The sequence below is a fragment of the Pseudomonas koreensis genome (assembly GCF_012986595.1).
GTDB lineage: Bacteria > Pseudomonadota > Gammaproteobacteria > Pseudomonadales > Pseudomonadaceae > Aquipseudomonas > Aquipseudomonas koreensis.
In genome coordinates this window covers 1-16,703 of record NZ_JAAQYM010000009.1, presented here as the reverse complement: position 1 = coordinate 16,703, position 16,703 = coordinate 1, and the positions used below count along the sequence as shown (strand labels likewise).

The following is a 16,703-nucleotide window of genomic DNA, read 5'->3' as shown; positions in this document are numbered from 1 at the left end:
GACTCAATAAAATGAAAATCTGCAAAACGGCCGATTACTTCGGACGCTTGGTACCGTACTTCGAACGACCCTGGTTACGGCCTTTAACGCCGGAAGTATCCAAGGAGCCGCGAACGGTGTGGTAACGAACACCTGGCAAGTCTTTTACACGACCGCCGCGGATCAGTACCACGCTGTGCTCTTGCAGGTTGTGGCCTTCACCACCGATGTACGAGGAAACCTCGAAACCGTTGGTCAGACGCACACGGCATACTTTACGCAGTGCCGAGTTAGGTTTTTTCGGCGTGGTGGTGTACACACGGGTGCACACGCCACGACGTTGCGGGCAGTTCTGCAGCGCAGGCACGTCGGATTTCTCGACGATACGCTTACGCGGCTGACGTACCAGCTGGTTGATAGTTGCCATCTACTAGCTCCACTGTTGTCTTGCGACGCTATTGTCTTGCAAGAAAAGCAAAATGGCAGGAACGGATTCCCGCCAAATTTAGGGGATCAAGAGTCTAAAGAGGATCTTGCCCCCAGTCAAGGCAAGGCCCCGACCTCCCCGCCCGTCGAACCTTGACAATTTGTCTCGATTCGACGAACGGAGCGATCAGGGCCTCAGCTCATTTACCGCAGAACTCAGTTACCGCTCGAGTTCAGCGCTTCGGTCAGTGCAGCTTCCACTTCACTGGCGCTTACGCGCAACGGTTTGTCAGCATCACGGCGACGCTTGCGCTCGCTGTGATAAGCCAGACCGGTACCGGCCGGGATCAGACGACCCACGACCACGTTTTCTTTCAGGCCGCGCAGGTAATCGCGCTTGCCGGTGACTGCCGCTTCGGTCAGTACGCGGGTGGTTTCCTGGAAGGAAGCCGCCGAGATGAACGATTCGGTGGACAACGACGCCTTGGTGATACCCAGCAGAACGCGAGTGAACTTGGAGACAAACTTGTCTTCCGCGCCCAGACGCTCGTTCTCTACCAGTACGTGAGTCAGTTCCATCTGGTCGCCCTTGATGAAGCTGGAATCGCCGGACTCGGAGATCTCAACTTTACGCAGCATCTGACGCAGGATGGTCTCGATGTGCTTGTCGTTGATCTTCACGCCTTGCAGACGATAAACGTCCTGGATCTCGTTCACGATGTACTTGGCCAGCGCGCTCACACCCAGCAGACGCAGGATGTCGTGCGGATCGCTTGGACCGTCGGAGATAACTTCGCCGCGGTTTACCTGCTCGCCTTCGAACACGTTCAGGTGACGCCACTTCGGAATCAGCTCTTCGTACGGATCGCTACCGTCGTTCGGGGTGATAACCAGACGGCGCTTGCCCTTGGTCTCTTTACCGAACGCGATGGTGCCGCTGACTTCAGCCAGAATCGACGCTTCTTTCGGACGACGAGCTTCGAACAAGTCAGCAACACGCGGCAGACCACCGGTGATGTCACGAGTCTTCGAAGTTTCTTGCGGGATACGAGCGATAACATCACCGATCGCAATCTTCGCACCGTCCGCAACACCGACCAGGGCGTTGGCTGGCAGGAAGTACTGAGCGATAACGTCAGTGCCTGGCAGCAACAGATCCTTGCCGTTGTCGTCGACCATCTTCACTGCAGGACGAATTTCCTTGCCGGCAGCTGGACGATCTTTCGCGTCGAGTACTTCAATGTTGGTCATACCGGTCAATTCGTCAGTCTGACGCTTGATCGTGATGCCTTCTTCCATGCCCACGTAGGTCACGGTACCTTTCATTTCGGTAACGATCGGGTGAGTGTGCGGATCCCACTTGGCCACGATTGCGCCAGCGTCGACCTTGTCACCTTCTTTAACCGAAATCACGGCACCGTACGGCAGCTTGTAACGCTCACGCTCACGACCGAAGTCATCAGCGATTGCCAGCTCACCGGAACGGGACACAGCAACCAGGTGGCCATCCACACGCTCAACGTGCTTCAGGTTGTGCAGACGGACGGTACCGCCATTCTTCACCTGAACGCTGTCGGCTGCGGAAGTACGGCTTGCCGCACCACCGATGTGGAACGTACGCATCGTCAGCTGGGTACCCGGCTCACCGATGGACTGGGCAGCGATAACGCCGACCGCTTCACCGATGTTCACCTGGTGACCACGAGCCAAGTCACGGCCGTAGCACTTGGCGCAAATGCCGTAGCGGGTTTCGCAGCTGATCGGCGAACGCACGATCACTTCGTCGATGCTGTTCAGCTCGATGAACTCGACCCACTTCTCGTCTACCAGAGTACCTGCAGGAACGATGACGTCCTCGGTGCCTGGCTTGAATACGTCACGGGCAATAACACGACCCAATACGCGCTCACCCAACGGCTCTACAACGTCACCGCCTTCAATGTGCGGAGTCATCAACAGACCGTGTTCGGTGCCGCAATCGATCTCGGTTACAACCAGATCCTGCGCCACGTCTACCAGACGACGAGTCAGGTAACCGGAGTTCGCAGTTTTCAACGCGGTATCCGCCAGACCTTTACGAGCACCGTGAGTCGAGATGAAGTACTGGAGTACGCTCAGACCTTCACGGAAGTTCGCAGTAATCGGCGTTTCAATGATGGAACCGTCCGGCTTGGCCATCAGACCACGCATACCGGCCAGCTGACGAATCTGTGCTGCGGAACCCCGCGCACCCGAGTCGGCCATCATGTACATCGAGTTGAAAGACTCTTGGTCGACTTCGTTGCCGTGACGGTCGATGACTTTCTCTTTCGAGAGGTTGGCCATCATCGCCTTGGAAACTTCGTCGTTCGCTTTCGACCAAAGGTCGATCACTTTGTTGTACTTCTCGCCCTGGGTTACCAGGCCGGAGGCGTACTGGCTCTCGATCTCTTTCACTTCGTCGGTGGCTGCACCGATGATGCGGGCTTTTTCGTCCGGGATAACGAAGTCGTTAACACCGATGGAAACGCCGGAGATGGTCGAGTAAGCGAAACCGGTGTACATCAACTGGTCAGCGAAGATCACGGTCTCTTTCAGACCAACCACGCGGTAGCACTGGTTGATCAGCTTGGAGATCGCCTTTTTCTTCATCGGCAGGTTGACGACGTCGTACGACAGACCCTTTGGCACAACCTGGAACAGCAGCGCACGGCCGACGGTGGTGTCGACGATACGGGTACCGCTCACGCTGTTGCCGTCACGGTCGTTGACGGTTTCGTTGATACGTACTTTAACCTTGGCGTGCAGTGCGGCTTCGCCGGCACGGAACACACGGTCAACTTCCTGCAGATCCGCGAATACACGACCTTCGCCTTTGGCGTTGATCGCTTCACGGGTCATGTAGTACAGACCCAATACAACGTCCTGCGACGGAACGATGATTGGCTCACCGTTGGCTGGCGACAGAATGTTGTTGGTCGACATCATCAACGCACGCGCTTCGAGCTGGGCTTCCAGCGTCAGCGGTACGTGCACGGCCATTTGGTCGCCGTCGAAGTCGGCGTTGTACGCGGCGCAGACCAGCGGGTGCAGCTGAATAGCCTTACCTTCGATCAGTACCGGTTCAAACGCCTGGATACCCAGACGGTGAAGGGTCGGTGCACGGTTGAGAAGAACCGGGTGTTCGCGAATCACTTCAGCGAGAACGTCCCAAACCTCTGGCAGTTCGCGCTCGACCATTTTCTTGGCCGCTTTGATGGTGGTCGCCAGACCACGCATTTCCAGCTTGCCGAAAATGAACGGTTTGAACAGCTCGAGAGCCATCTTTTTCGGCAGACCGCACTGATGCAGACGCAGGGTCGGGCCTACGGTAATTACCGAACGACCGGAGTAGTCAACACGCTTACCGAGCAAGTTCTGACGGAAACGACCCTGCTTACCCTTGATCATGTCAGCCAGGGATTTCAGAGGACGCTTGTTCGAACCAGTGATAGCGCGGCCACGACGACCGTTGTCGAGCAGTGCATCGACCGCTTCCTGCAACATACGCTTTTCGTTGCGCACGATGATGTCCGGAGCGGACAGATCCAGCAGGCGCTTCAAACGGTTGTTACGGTTGATCACCCGACGATACAGATCGTTGAGGTCGGAAGTCGCGAAACGACCGCCGTCCAGCGGGACCAGTGGACGCAGATCTGGCGGCAGAACCGGCAGAACGGTCAGCACCATCCACTCTGGCAGGTTGCCGGAGCCCTGGAAGGCTTCCATCAACTTCAGACGCTTGGACAGCTTCTTGATCTTGGTTTCGGAGTTGGTTTGCGGAATTTCTTCGCGCAGACGGCCAATCTCGTGCTCCAGGTCGATAGCGTGCAGCAGTTCACGGACAGCTTCAGCACCCATGCGGGCGTCGAAGTCGTCACCGAACTCTTCCAGTGCTTCGAAGTACTGCTCGTCGTTCAGCAGCTGACCTTTTTCAAGGGTGGTCATGCCTGGATCGATAACGACATAGCTCTCGAAATAGAGAACGCGTTCGATATCACGCAGGGTCATGTCCATCAGCAGGCCGATACGGGACGGCAGCGATTTCAGGAACCAGATGTGGGCAACCGGCGAAGCCAGTTCGATGTGCGCCATGCGCTCACGACGAACCTTGGCCAGTGCAACTTCAACGCCGCACTTCTCGCAGATCACACCACGGTGCTTCAAGCGCTTGTACTTACCGCACAGGCACTCGTAATCCTTTACCGGGCCAAAGATCTTGGCGCAGAACAGACCGTCACGCTCAGGTTTGAACGTACGGTAGTTGATGGTTTCCGGCTTTTTAACTTCACCGAACGACCACGAGCGGATCATCTCAGGCGAGGCCAATCCGATACGGATGGCGTCGAACTCTTCGACTTGACCCTGGTTTTTCAGCAAATTCAGTAGGTCTTTCAAGGCCTTTCCTCCTGGCGGAGCAGAGAGCGGGCAATCCTGCCCCGCTCTCGATCGCGTCACGTGTTATTCGGTTTCCAGATCGATATCGATGCCGAGGGAACGAATTTCCTTGATCAACACGTTGAAAGACTCGGGCATGCCCGGCTCCATACGGTGATCGCCATCCACGATGTTTTTGTACATCTTGGTACGGCCGTTCACATCGTCCGACTTCACTGTGAGCATTTCTTGCAGAGTGTAAGCAGCACCGTATGCTTCCAGTGCCCAGACCTCCATCTCCCCGAAACGCTGACCACCGAACTGCGCCTTACCACCCAGCGGCTGCTGGGTAACCAGGCTGTACGAACCGGTAGAACGCGCGTGCATCTTGTCGTCTACCAAGTGGTTCAGCTTCAGCATGTACATGTAGCCAACGGTAACTGGACGCTCGAACTTGTTGCCGGTACGGCCGTCAGTCAGCTGCATCTGGCCGCTTTCCGGCAGGTCTGCCAGTTTCAGCATGGCCTTGATTTCGCTTTCCTTGGCACCGTCGAACACTGGGGTGGCCATTGGAACACCGCCACGCAGGTTCTTCGCCAGATCCAGGATTTCCTGATCGGAGAAGCTGTCCAGATCTTCGTTACGACCGCCGATCTGGTTGTAGATCTCGTCCAGGAAGGTGCGCAGTTCAGCGACTTTACGCTGCTCTTCGACCATCCGGTTGATCTTCTCGCCCAGACCCTTGGCCGCGAGGCCCAGGTGGGTTTCAAGGATCTGACCAACGTTCATACGCGAAGGTACGCCCAGCGGGTTGAGGACAACATCGACCGGGGTGCCATTGGCATCGTGCGGCATGTCTTCAACCGGCATGATCACGGAGACCACACCTTTGTTACCGTGACGACCGGCCATCTTGTCGCCCGGCTGGATGCGACGACGGATTGCCAGGTAAACCTTGACGATTTTCAGCACGCCTGGAGCCAGGTCATCGCCCTGCTGCAGTTTGCGCTTCTTGTCTTCGAACTTGTCGTCCAGCAGACGGCGACGATCAACGATGTAAGCCTGAGCCTTCTCGAGCTGCTCGTTCAGAGCATCTTCAGCCATGCGCAGTTTGAACCACTGACCATGCTCAAGACCGTCGAGAACTTCGTCGGTGATGTCCTGACCTTTCTTCAGACCGGCGCCGCCTTCAGCCTTGTGGCCTACCAGAGCGGAGCGCAGACGTTCGAAGGTCGCGCCTTCAACGATACGGAACTCTTCGTTCAGATCCTTGCGGATCTCGTCCAGCTGGGACTTCTCGATCGACAGAGCACGAGCGTCACGCTCAACGCCGTCGCGGGTGAAGACCTGTACGTCGATGACAGTACCTTTGGTGCCGGTTGGCACGCGCAGGGAGGTGTCTTTAACGTCGCTGGCTTTTTCACCGAAGATCGCACGCAGCAGTTTTTCTTCCGGAGTCAGTTGGGTCTCGCCTTTCGGAGTGACCTTACCCACCAGGATGTCGCCTGCGCCTACTTCAGCACCTACGTAAACGATACCGGCTTCGTCCAGCTTGTTCAGTGCAGCTTCACCCACGTTAGGGATGTCCGCAGTGATTTCCTCTGGGCCAAGCTTGGTGTCACGGGCCACACAGGTCAGTTCCTGAATGTGGATCGTAGTGAAACGGTCTTCCTGAACCACACGCTCGGACAGGCAGATGGAGTCTTCGAAGTTGAAGCCGTTCCATGCCATGAACGCGATGCGCATGTTCTGACCCAGCGCCAGTTCACCCATGTCGGTGGACGGGCCGTCGGCCATGATGTCGCTACGCTGAACGCGATCACCCTTGCTCACCAGCGGACGCTGGTTGATGCAGGTGTTCTGGTTCGAGCGGGTGTACTTGGTCAGGTTGTAGATGTCGACACCCGCTTCGCCGGGTTCAACTTCGTCATCAGCAACACGAACCACGATACGGCTGGCATCAACGGAGTCGATCACGCCGCCACGACGAGCCACGACGCAAACGCCGGAGTCGCGAGCCACGTTACGCTCCATGCCGGTACCTACCAGCGGCTTGTCAGCGCGCAGGGTTGGTACAGCTTGACGCTGCATGTTCGAACCCATCAACGCACGGTTGGCGTCGTCGTGCTCGAGGAACGGAATCAGCGACGCTGCAACCGAAACTACCTGCTTCGGCGAAACGTCCATCAAGGTGACTTCTTCAGGCGCCTTGACGGTGAATTCGTTCAGGTGACGTACGGCTACCAGTTCGTCGATCAGGACTTTCTGGTCGTTCATGGTCGCCGAAGCCTGCGCGATCACGTGATCGGCTTCTTCAATGGCGGACAGGAACACGATCTCGTCGGTGACCACACCCTCTTTCACAACGCGGTACGGACTTTCCAGGAAGCCGTACTGGTTGGTGCGAGCGTAAGCAGCCAGGGAGTTGATCAGACCGATGTTCGGACCTTCCGGCGTTTCAATCGGGCATACACGACCGTAGTGAGTCGGGTGTACGTCACGGACTTCAAAGCCTGCGCGCTCACGAGTCAGACCACCAGGGCCGAGTGCAGACACACGACGCTTGTGGGTAATCTCGGACAGCGGGTTGTTCTGGTCCATGAACTGCGAGAGCTGGCTGGAACCGAAGAACTCTTTCACCGCCGCAGCCACTGGCTTGGCGTTGATCAGGTCTTGCGGCATCAGGCCTTCGCTTTCAGCCATCGACAGACGCTCTTTGACCGCACGCTCAACACGTACCAGGCCAACGCGGAACTGGTTCTCGGCCATCTCGCCTACGCAGCGAACACGACGGTTACCCAGGTGGTCGATGTCATCGACGATGCCTTTACCATTACGGATGTCGACCAGAGTCTTCAGTACCGCGACGATGTCTTCCTTGCACAGCACGCCTGAACCTTCGATCTCGGTACGACCGATACGACGGTTGAACTTCATCCGGCCGACCGCAGACAGGTCATAGCGCTCAGGGCTGAAGAACAGGTTGTTGAACAGGGTTTCGGCAGCGTCTTTGGTTGGCGGCTCGCCTGGACGCATCATGCGATAGATCTCGACCAGCGCTTCCAATTGGTTGCTGGTGGAGTCGATCTTCAGCGTATCGGAGACGAACGGACCGCAGTCGATATCGTTGGTGTACAGGGTTTCGATACGAACAACGCCAGCCTTGGCGATTTTCGCCAGGACTTCGGTCGACAGCTCGGTGTTGCACTCTGCCAGGATTTCGCCGGTGGCCGGATGCACGATGACCTTGGCGGTGGTGCGACCCAGGACGTAGTCCAGCGGCACTTCCAGGGTCTTGATACCGGCTTTTTCGATCTGGTTGATGTGGCGCGCGGTAATACGGCGACCAGCTTCAACGATGACCTTGCCTTTGTCGTCCTGGATATCCAGAACTGCAATTTCACCACGCAGGCGCGAAGGCACCAGTTCCAGGCTGAGGGTTTCGCCGCTCAGGTGGAAAACGTTGGTGGTGTAGAACGCGTCAAGCACTTCTTCAGTAGTGTAACCGAGCGCGCGCAGCAGTACCGAGGCCGGCAGCTTGCGACGACGGTCGATACGCACGAATACGCAGTCTTTCGGGTCGAACTCGAAGTCCAGCCACGAACCGCGGTAAGGAATGATGCGCGCGGAGTACAGCAGTTTGCCGGAGCTATGCGTCTTGCCGCGGTCGTGGTCGAAGAACACGCCCGGGGAACGGTGCAGCTGGGAAACGATTACACGCTCGGTACCGTTGATTACGAAGGTACCGTTCTCAGTCATCAATGGGATTTCGCCCATGTAGACTTCTTGCTCTTTGATGTCCTTGATCGCTTTGTTCGACGATTCTTTGTCGAAAATGATCAGGCGCACTTTTACCCGCAAAGGTACGGCGAAAGTTACACCGCGCAATACGCATTCTTTGACATCAAATGCCGGTTCGCCCAGGCGATAACCGACGTACTCCAGCGCAGCATTGCCGGAGTAGCTGATGATCGGGAAAACGGATTTGAAGGCCGCATGCAGGCCCACGTCGCGGAACTGATCTTTAGTCGCTCCCGCTTGCAAGAATTCACGATACGAATCCAGCTGGATGGCCAGGAGGTACGGCACATCCATGACGTCCGGCAACTTGCTAAAGTCCTTGCGGATACGTTTTTTCTCAGTATATGAGTAAGCCATCAGCGTTCCCCAGCTTGGTCACCTGCTTGTTTGGCCCCTCCCGACGGGAGCAGCCAGAAAATCGTGCAAACCCCATGGTTTGCGCCACCGCATCGGGTGGTTACAGCGCCTTTATCAGCACCGACCCAGTCGGCTGCCAATAACGGAAAAAGGCCGGTGGCAAGAGCCACCAGCCATCAGCCTGTCGCTTGACGCTCGGGCTGGAGGAGCAAAGTCGATACTTATTTCAGTTCGACTTTAGCGCCTGCTTCTTCCAGCTTCTTCTTAGCGTCTTCAGCAGCTTCTTTCGAAACGCCTTCAGCTACAACCTGAGGAGCGCCGTCTACTTTCTCTTTGGCTTCTTTCAGGCCCAGACCGGTCAGTTCACGAACTGCCTTGATCACGTTAACCTTCTTCTCGCCAGCTTCCAGCAGAACAACGTTGAACTCGGTTTGCTCTTCAACAGCAGCAGCAGCTACAGCTGGGCCAGCCGAAGCGGCAGCAGCGGTAACACCGAAGGTTTCTTCCATCGCTTTGATCAGCTCAACGATTTCCACTACGGATTTCTGGCCGATTGCTTCGATGATTTGTTCGTTAGTCAGAGACATGACTCAATTCCTGAATTGGGGGACGGCCTACGCGACCATCGAAATAAACAAAAAACGCGAGAAGTTGACGAGCCTTAGGCTGCAGCAGCTTCTTTCTGGTCGCGAATTGCCGCCAGAGTACGAGCCAATTTGCTGGTAGCGCCTTGAATCACGCTCATCAGCTGAGAAATTGCTTCGTCACGGGTCGGCAGAGTTGCCAGTACGTCGATCTGATTAGCTGCGAGGAACTTGCCCTCGAACGCAGCTGCCTTGATCTCGAACTTGTCCTGACCCTTGGCAAACTCTTTGAAGATACGGGCAGCAGCGCCCGGATGTTCGTTCGAGAATGCAATCAGGGTCGGGCCGGTGAACACGTCGTTGAGAACACTGTATTCAGTGTCAGCAACAGCGCGCTTGAGCAGGGTGTTACGTACAACACGTACGTAAACGCCAGCTTCACGAGCCTCTTTACGGAGTCCGGTCATTGCGCCTACTGTTACGCCACGGGCATCAACCACGACAGCGGACAGAGCGACTTTGGCAGCCTCGTTGACTTCAGCGACGATGGCCTTCTTGTCTTCGAGATTAATTGCCACGGGTTTAACTCCTGCTTGTTACCGTTTCACTCGGTCGAAACCGAATGTCGTTTTGGTGTCTGATTCGGTAAGGAACCGGGAGCACCATCTGCGTAGGCTTGTGGTTTAAGGCTCGCGCCGCCTACGGTCTTGGATAGCCCCCGCCAGGCAGGGACCCCAATCTTTCAATTGGCGCGAATAATCGCGCCAACCTTTGTCTTACGCGTCCAGCGAGCTCTGGTCGATAACCAGACCTGGGCCCATAGTGGTGCTCAGGGTAACGCGCTTGACGTAGATACCTTTCGAGGAAGCTGGCTTGATACGCTTCAGATCAGCGATCAGGGCTTCAACGTTTTCCTTCAGCTTGACGGCATCGAAGCCGATCTTGCCAACGGAAGTGTGGATGATGCCATTTTTGTCGGTGCGATAACGAACCTGACCAGCCTTGGCGTTTTTAACCGCGGTGGCTACGTCTGGAGTAACGGTGCCGACTTTCGGGTTAGGCATCAGGCCACGTGGACCGAGGATCTGACCCAGCTGACCTACAACGCGCATGGCATCCGGGGATGCGATGACTACGTCATAGTTCAGGTCGCCGCCTTTCATTTCGGCAGCCAGGTCGTCCATACCTACACGGTCAGCGCCGGCAGCCAGAGCGGCTTCAGCAGCTGGACCCTGGGTGAAGACAGCAACGCGAACGGTCTTGCCAGTGCCGTGTGGCAGCACAGTAGCGCTACGAACGACCTGGTCGGATTTACGCGGGTCTACGCCCAGGTTTACAGCAACGTCAAACGACTCGCTGAACTTGACAGTCGACAGCTCGGCCAGCAAAGCAGCGGCGTCTACAATGTTGTAGGCCTTGCCTGCTTCGATTTTGCCGGCGATAGCCTTTTGACGCTTGGTCAGCTTAGCCATTACACACCCTCCACGTTAAGGCCCATGCTACGAGCAGAACCGGCGATAGTACGCACGGCTGCATCCATATCAGCTGCAGTCAGATCCGCGTTTTTGGTTTTCGCGATTTCTTCCAGCTGAGCACGGGTAACAGTGCCAACCTTAACGGTGTTCGGACGAGCGGAACCGCTGGTCAGACCGGCCGCCTTCTTCAGCAGAACCGAAGCAGGGGTGGATTTGGTTTCGAAAGTGAAGCTACGGTCGCTGTAGACAGTGATGATCACTGGAGTCGGCAGACCTGCTTCAAGACCCTGAGTACGGGCGTTGAAGGCCTTGCAGAATTCCATGATGTTCACGCCGTGCTGACCCAGAGCAGGACCAACAGGTGGGCTTGGGTTAGCCTGAGCGGCCTTCACTTGCAGCTTGATGTAAGCGGTAATCTTCTTGGCCATGAGGCACTCCAATTACGGGTTCGAACGCCTCGAAAGGCTCCCCGGTTACTTGCGCGTTTATCCCAGTGACGACAAAACCCCACAGCCTAGGGCTGCGGGGTTGGGATGCTTGCTCAGTTAGACCTTCTCGACCTGACTGAACTCCAGCTCCACCGGAGTAGAGCGACCGAAAATGAGAACTGCCACCTGGACACGACTCTTTTCGTAATTAACTTCTTCGACAGTACCGGTAAAGTCAGCGAATGGGCCGTCATTAACACGAACCATCTCACCCGGCTCAAACAGAGTCTTCGGCTTCGGCTTGTCGCTGCCATCAGCAACACGACGCAGAATAGCTTCCGCCTCTTTATCGGTGATTGGCGCAGGCTTGTCGGCGGTACCGCCAATAAAGCCCATCACCCGAGGAGTATCCTTGACCAAGTGCCAAGTACCCTCGTTCATATCCATCTGTACCAGCACATAACCTGGGAAGAACTTGCGCTCGCTTTTGCGTTTCTGGCCATTACGCATTTCAACCACTTCTTCAGTGGGAACCAGAATTTCGCCGAAGCCATCTTCCATGCCAGCCAGCTTTACGCGCTCAATCAGCGAGCGCATGACATGCTTCTCGTAACCCGAGTAAGCATGCACAACGTACCAACGCTTAGCCACGGGACACCCTTAGCCGACAATCAAGGAAACAAGCCAGCCGAGCAGGGAATCAAGACCCCACAACAGCAACGCCATAACCAGAACAACAGCCACAACAATCAACGTGGTCTGCGTGGTTTCTTGGCGAGTTGGCCATACGACTTTACGAATCTCGGTGCGAGCTTCCTTAACCAGTACAAAGAAAGACTTGCCCTTCGCTGTTTGCAGGCCTACAAAGGCAGCTACAGCAGCAATGACAAGCAAAGCAAGTACACGGTACAGGATCGGCGAAGCAGCGTAATACTGATTGCCAACAACGCCAACAACCACCAAAGCGACTACTACAAGCCACTTGAGCAGATCGAAGCGAGAGCCTTGAGCTTCAGCTTTAGGAGTCATCTATGAAGATCCTGTGAAAAGAAAGCCAGACACACCGAGTGAATCTGGCAGGTCAGGAGGGAATCGAACCCCCAACCTACGGTTTTGGAGACCGTCGCTCTGCCAATTGAGCTACTGACCTAAAACAAAATCAGGCCGACCATTATGCCGGCCTGAAAAATACATTACAACCGATTATTCGATGATTTTGGCTACGACGCCAGCGCCGACGGTACGACCGCCTTCACGGATAGCGAAACGCAGACCGTCTTCCATCGCGATGGTTTTGATCAGGGTAACAGTCATCTGAATGTTGTCACCTGGCATTACCATTTCAACGCCTTCTGGCAGCTCGCAGTTACCAGTCACGTCAGTAGTACGGAAGTAGAACTGTGGACGGTAGCCTTTGAAGAACGGAGTGTGACGACCGCCTTCTTCCTTGCTCAGAACGTAAACTTCTGCGGTGAACTTGGTGTGCGGCTTAACCGAACCCGGCTTAACCAGAACCTGACCACGCTCAACGTCGTCACGCTTGGTACCACGCAGCAGAACGCCGCAGTTCTCGCCAGCACGACCTTCGTCGAGCAGTTTGCGGAACATTTCAACACCGGTGCAGGTGGTGGTAGTGGTGTCGCGCAGACCAACGATTTCCAGTGCATCTTGAACGCGAACGATACCGCGCTCGATACGACCAGTCACAACAGTACCGCGACCCGAGATCGAGAATACGTCTTCGATTGGCATCAGGAACGGCTTGTCGATCATACGAACTGGTTCTGGGATGTAGGTATCCAGAGTCTCAACCAGTTTACGAACGGCAGTGGTGCCCATTTCGTTGTCGTCTTTGCCTTCCAGCGCCATACGAGCCGAACCGATGATGATCGGAGTGTCGTCGCCTGGGAAGTCATAGGTGGACAGCAGGTCGCGAACTTCCATCTCAACCAGTTCCAGCAGCTCTGCGTCGTCTACCAGGTCAGCCTTGTTCAGGAAAACCACGATGTACGGAACGCCAACCTGACGGGACAGCAGGATGTGCTCACGGGTTTGTGGCATCGGACCATCAGCGGCCGAGCAAACCAGGATCGCGCCGTCCATCTGGGCAGCACCGGTGATCATGTTCTTCACATAGTCAGCGTGACCTGGGCAGTCAACGTGAGCGTAGTGACGAATAGTCGAGTTGTACTCAACGTGAGCGGTGTTGATGGTGATACCGCGAGCTTTTTCTTCTGGAGCGCTGTCGATCTTGTCGAATTCAACTACGGCCGAACCGAAAACTTCGGAGCAGACGCGAGTCAGAGCAGCGGTCAGAGTGGTTTTACCGTGGTCAACGTGACCAATGGTCCCTACGTTGACGTGGGGCAGGGAACGATCAAATTTTTCCTTAGCCATCGATAACACCCTCAACAGAAGAATTAGACGAACAATATCTACCATTAAAACAAAGGCAGATATTTTCATATCTGCCTTGTTATATGGAGCTCTTGAGCGGATTTGAACCGCTGACCTCACCCTTACCAAGGGTGTGCTCTACCAACTGAGCTACAAGAGCGTAAAACTTTGCACAACCTGCGAACTTGGAGCGGGTAGCGGGAATCGAACCCGCATCATCAGCTTGGAAGGCTGAGGTTCTACCACTAAACTATACCCGCGGAGCTTGCAGCTCACGCTAAAATGGTGGAGGGGGAAGGATTCGAACCTTCGAAGTCGTAGACGTCAGATTTACAGTCTGATCCCTTTGGCCGCTCGGGAACCCCTCCTAAGCGAGCCGGCATTCTATACTATGCCGACCTTCTGTCAAGCATTTTCTCATTAAAAACCTGAGGTTAGCTGCGTTGACACCGCTCCGCTTTGACAACCTGTTTAGGTGTTCGCTGTGGAGCGGGCGCCATTCTATGCAAACTATTCCAACGGTGCAACCCCTTCACACAGCATTATTTTATGTTTTAACTCATTGAATTCGTTGGAAAGGTTCTGCAACTGCACATCCCCCAATAAACGCTGGCTTTCGGGCGAAATGCGCAACCAGTAACCGGACTCTGGAAGATCCTTTTGCTGTGCTTGAGCCCTCACATTCATGGCCAACAGCCGCTGCTGCAACACAGAAACACTCTCCTCTCGAGTAAGACCACCCAAGAACAGACAATCCTGCCCCGGGCGTTGAGCTCCCCGCCCTTCTCGAGGATCGCCACTGGCCTCACTCAGCAGGCGAATGTCTTGCTGAGATCCACGGTACATGCTGAGAGGCGTGACATCTTTTGCACGCAAGGGCGCTTCCTGCTGATGCCAGACGTAATAGAACACATTGAGAACAACAAGCAGCAGGAACAACCAACGCATACAAACCTCAAGATAAAGGACACGCCATGGCCAAACCCACAAAAACCAGATCAGGGACGATACGGGCATCAGGAACGACATCTGCAACCAACCCGGAATCGCCGCCTGTAATGAACACGGTAAAGCCCTCTCCCCAATAGGAACGAGCCAATTCCATCTGGGTCAGGACAAAACCTCTCAACATCAACGAACACCCACGCTCCACTGCCTCAACAGTACTGCGCCCCGGGGCATAACTCGTCAGAGCCCGCTCGGCCGCCAAATCTCCGTATCGGATATTGCGAGTGTGCGTACGCAATTGATTACGCATCAATGGCAGCCCCGGACAGATGAACCCTCCCAGGTGCTCCCCATTGGCATCGATAAAGTCCGCCGTTACGGCAGTGCCGAAATCCAGAATCAGGCATGCGCCCGCGGCCAAGTTAAAACCACCCAACATTGCCAGCCAACGATCAAGACCTAAACGCTCATAGTCGTCATAGCCATTCCGCACGCCAGACATTTCACTTGCTGGCCTGGCACACACCACCGATACGCCGAACGTCTGTTCGAGAATTTGCGTCAATGCCGCAGTTTCTTCACCAGTCCTGACACTGACCAAGCGGCAATTTCGTAGCGAAAGACCATCAAACGCAAGAAGGCTATCCACCAGAGACTGATCAGAGTCAACAACCCCCTCCGCGAAAAGCCCTCCGGCTGCCGTGTTCAAAACCCGCCATTTGATAAAGCTGTTCCCGCAGTCGAGCTCAAGAATCATCACGCAACCTCAGGCTCAGCTCACCGCCACTAAATACTTTCTCCACGCCATCCACCTTCAAGCGCAGCGCACCCTGTCCATCGATACCGAGCACTACGCCCTCTATATGATTAGCGCCGGCAATCAACGAAACCGGCCGACCTTGCCACATATGATCCTTTTCCCACTCCTCCTGGAGCGCCGAAAAGCCATCGACCTGATGGCGCTGGATGTAGCTGCGCAACTGCTCGCTTAGTTCCGCTACCAATACGTTGCGATCGCAGCCTTTACCCGTCTCGAGCCGAATGGAAGTCCATTGCTGATCGACCTCGTCAGCAACCTGCATGTTCACGTTAACGCCTATACCCAGCACCACGTGACAAACATCAGCAGGATCCCCCACGAGCTCCAGAAGAATACCGGCAATTTTCTTGTTTCCGACCAATACGTCGTTGGGCCACTTCAATCCAGCGCCTGACACTCCCAGCTTTCGCAGGGCATGCATGACCGCCAGACCAACCACAAGACTCAGCCCCTCAAGCTGGCGCATGCCACCATCAATACGCAGAACCAGGCTGTAGTAGAGATTTTCTGCAAAGGGGCTTACCCACTTGCGCCCCCTGCGCCCTCGACCGGAAATTTGTCGCTCTGCCAATATCAGGAACGGTGCCGCTCGACCCTGATTGATCGCGCGCAACGCCTCTGCATTAGTGGAGTCAATGGAATCAAAGACCGTCATCGGCCAAACCGAGGCCAGAGCGCCGATACTGAGAGGATCTAGCAGCGTCAAGGGCGCAGCCAGTTGATAGCCTCGGCCCCGGACCTTATTAATGGACAACCCGAGCTCAGCCTCAAGATGCTGAAGCTGCTTCCATACAGCACTTCGACTGATACCCAGGGCAAGCCCCAGAGCCTGGCCAGAATGGAATCGACCATCCTTCAAGAGATTCAACAACGTCAGCATGCAGGTCTCGCCTCACAATGAGGCCCGAATAATAGCCATGAGCCGGGCGATTGCATAGAAATCAAGCAAACCACTTTCCCGCGGGCAAAACAAAACCCCAACTGCTTTCGCAATTGGGGTTTCGGAATTTAATCTTGACGATGACCTACTCTCACATGGGGAAACCCCACACTACCATCGGCGATGCATCGTTTCACTTCTGAGTTCGGGATG

Annotated in this window: 13 protein-coding genes, 4 tRNA genes and 1 rRNA gene; all 18 read right to left on the bottom strand. The window is 55.5% G+C overall.

Annotation, left to right across the window (positions count from 1 at the left end; translation table 11 throughout):
• Positions 1-34: 34 nt before the first annotated feature.
• Positions 35-406, bottom strand: a complete 372-nt coding sequence (gene rpsL / locus HBN98_RS25490) for a 30S ribosomal protein S12 (RefSeq protein ID WP_003186084.1) — start codon at positions 404-406, stop codon at positions 35-37.
• Between the two features lie 215 nt (positions 407-621).
• The gene (rpoC, locus tag HBN98_RS25485; protein ID WP_083367775.1) at positions 622-4,821 is read right to left on the bottom strand and encodes a DNA-directed RNA polymerase subunit beta'; all 4,200 of its coding nucleotides are present in this window, start codon (positions 4,819-4,821) and stop codon (positions 622-624) included.
• Between the two features lie 63 nt (positions 4,822-4,884).
• On the bottom strand, positions 4,885-8,958 hold the full coding sequence (gene rpoB, locus HBN98_RS25480) for a DNA-directed RNA polymerase subunit beta (RefSeq protein ID WP_064589463.1): 4,074 nt from the start codon (positions 8,956-8,958) through the stop codon (positions 4,885-4,887).
• A gap of 221 nt (positions 8,959-9,179) precedes the next feature.
• On the bottom strand, positions 9,180-9,545 hold the full coding sequence (gene rplL, locus HBN98_RS25475) for a 50S ribosomal protein L7/L12 (RefSeq protein ID WP_007962228.1): 366 nt from the start codon (positions 9,543-9,545) through the stop codon (positions 9,180-9,182).
• A 74-nt stretch (positions 9,546-9,619) separates the two neighbouring features.
• Positions 9,620-10,120, bottom strand: a complete 501-nt coding sequence (rplJ, locus tag HBN98_RS25470) for a 50S ribosomal protein L10 (protein ID WP_003228752.1) — start codon at positions 10,118-10,120, stop codon at positions 9,620-9,622.
• Between the two features lie 198 nt (positions 10,121-10,318).
• Positions 10,319-11,014 carry a 50S ribosomal protein L1 gene (gene rplA / locus HBN98_RS25465; RefSeq protein WP_003228754.1) on the bottom strand — a complete coding sequence of 232 codons (696 nt, stop codon included), beginning with the start codon at positions 11,012-11,014 and terminating at the stop codon, positions 10,319-10,321.
• The gene (gene rplK, locus HBN98_RS25460; protein ID WP_003228756.1) at positions 11,014-11,445 is read right to left on the bottom strand and encodes a 50S ribosomal protein L11; all 432 of its coding nucleotides are present in this window, start codon (positions 11,443-11,445) and stop codon (positions 11,014-11,016) included. The genes rplA and rplK overlap by 1 nt, the downstream gene beginning before the upstream one ends.
• A 117-nt stretch (positions 11,446-11,562) precedes the next feature.
• Positions 11,563-12,096, bottom strand: coding sequence for a transcription termination/antitermination protein NusG (gene nusG, locus HBN98_RS25455; protein WP_064589464.1), 534 nt, complete (start codon positions 12,094-12,096; stop codon positions 11,563-11,565).
• Positions 12,097-12,105: 9 nt separating this feature from the next.
• A complete protein-coding gene (secE, locus tag HBN98_RS25450; RefSeq protein ID WP_064589465.1) occupies positions 12,106-12,474 on the bottom strand; it encodes a preprotein translocase subunit SecE in 369 nt (122 codons plus the stop codon).
• Positions 12,475-12,519: 45 nt separating this feature from the next.
• Positions 12,520-12,595, bottom strand: a tRNA-Trp gene (locus HBN98_RS25445).
• 53 nt (positions 12,596-12,648) lie between these two features.
• Positions 12,649-13,842 carry an elongation factor Tu gene (gene tuf, locus HBN98_RS25440; protein WP_024014521.1) on the bottom strand — a complete coding sequence of 398 codons (1,194 nt, stop codon included), beginning with the start codon at positions 13,840-13,842 and terminating at the stop codon, positions 12,649-12,651.
• 84 nt (positions 13,843-13,926) lie between these two features.
• Positions 13,927-14,002: transfer RNA gene (locus tag HBN98_RS25435), tRNA-Thr, on the bottom strand.
• A gap of 26 nt (positions 14,003-14,028) precedes the next feature.
• A tRNA-Gly gene (locus tag HBN98_RS25430) sits at positions 14,029-14,102 on the bottom strand.
• Between the two features lie 23 nt (positions 14,103-14,125).
• Positions 14,126-14,210, bottom strand: a tRNA-Tyr gene (locus HBN98_RS25425).
• Between the two features lie 142 nt (positions 14,211-14,352).
• Entirely contained in the window at positions 14,353-14,790 is a 438-nt protein-coding gene (locus HBN98_RS25420; protein WP_083367774.1) for a hypothetical protein, read from the bottom strand.
• Between the two features lie 7 nt (positions 14,791-14,797).
• Entirely contained in the window at positions 14,798-15,547 is a 750-nt protein-coding gene (locus HBN98_RS25415) for a pantothenate kinase (RefSeq protein ID WP_083367773.1), read from the bottom strand.
• Entirely contained in the window at positions 15,537-16,490 is a 954-nt protein-coding gene (birA, locus tag HBN98_RS25410) for a bifunctional biotin--[acetyl-CoA-carboxylase] ligase/biotin operon repressor BirA (protein ID WP_064589468.1), read from the bottom strand. Before birA ends, HBN98_RS25415 begins: the two co-directional genes overlap by 11 nt.
• A gap of 132 nt (positions 16,491-16,622) precedes the next feature.
• A 5S ribosomal RNA gene (gene rrf, locus HBN98_RS28420) occupies positions 16,623-16,703 on the bottom strand; the annotation flags it as partial.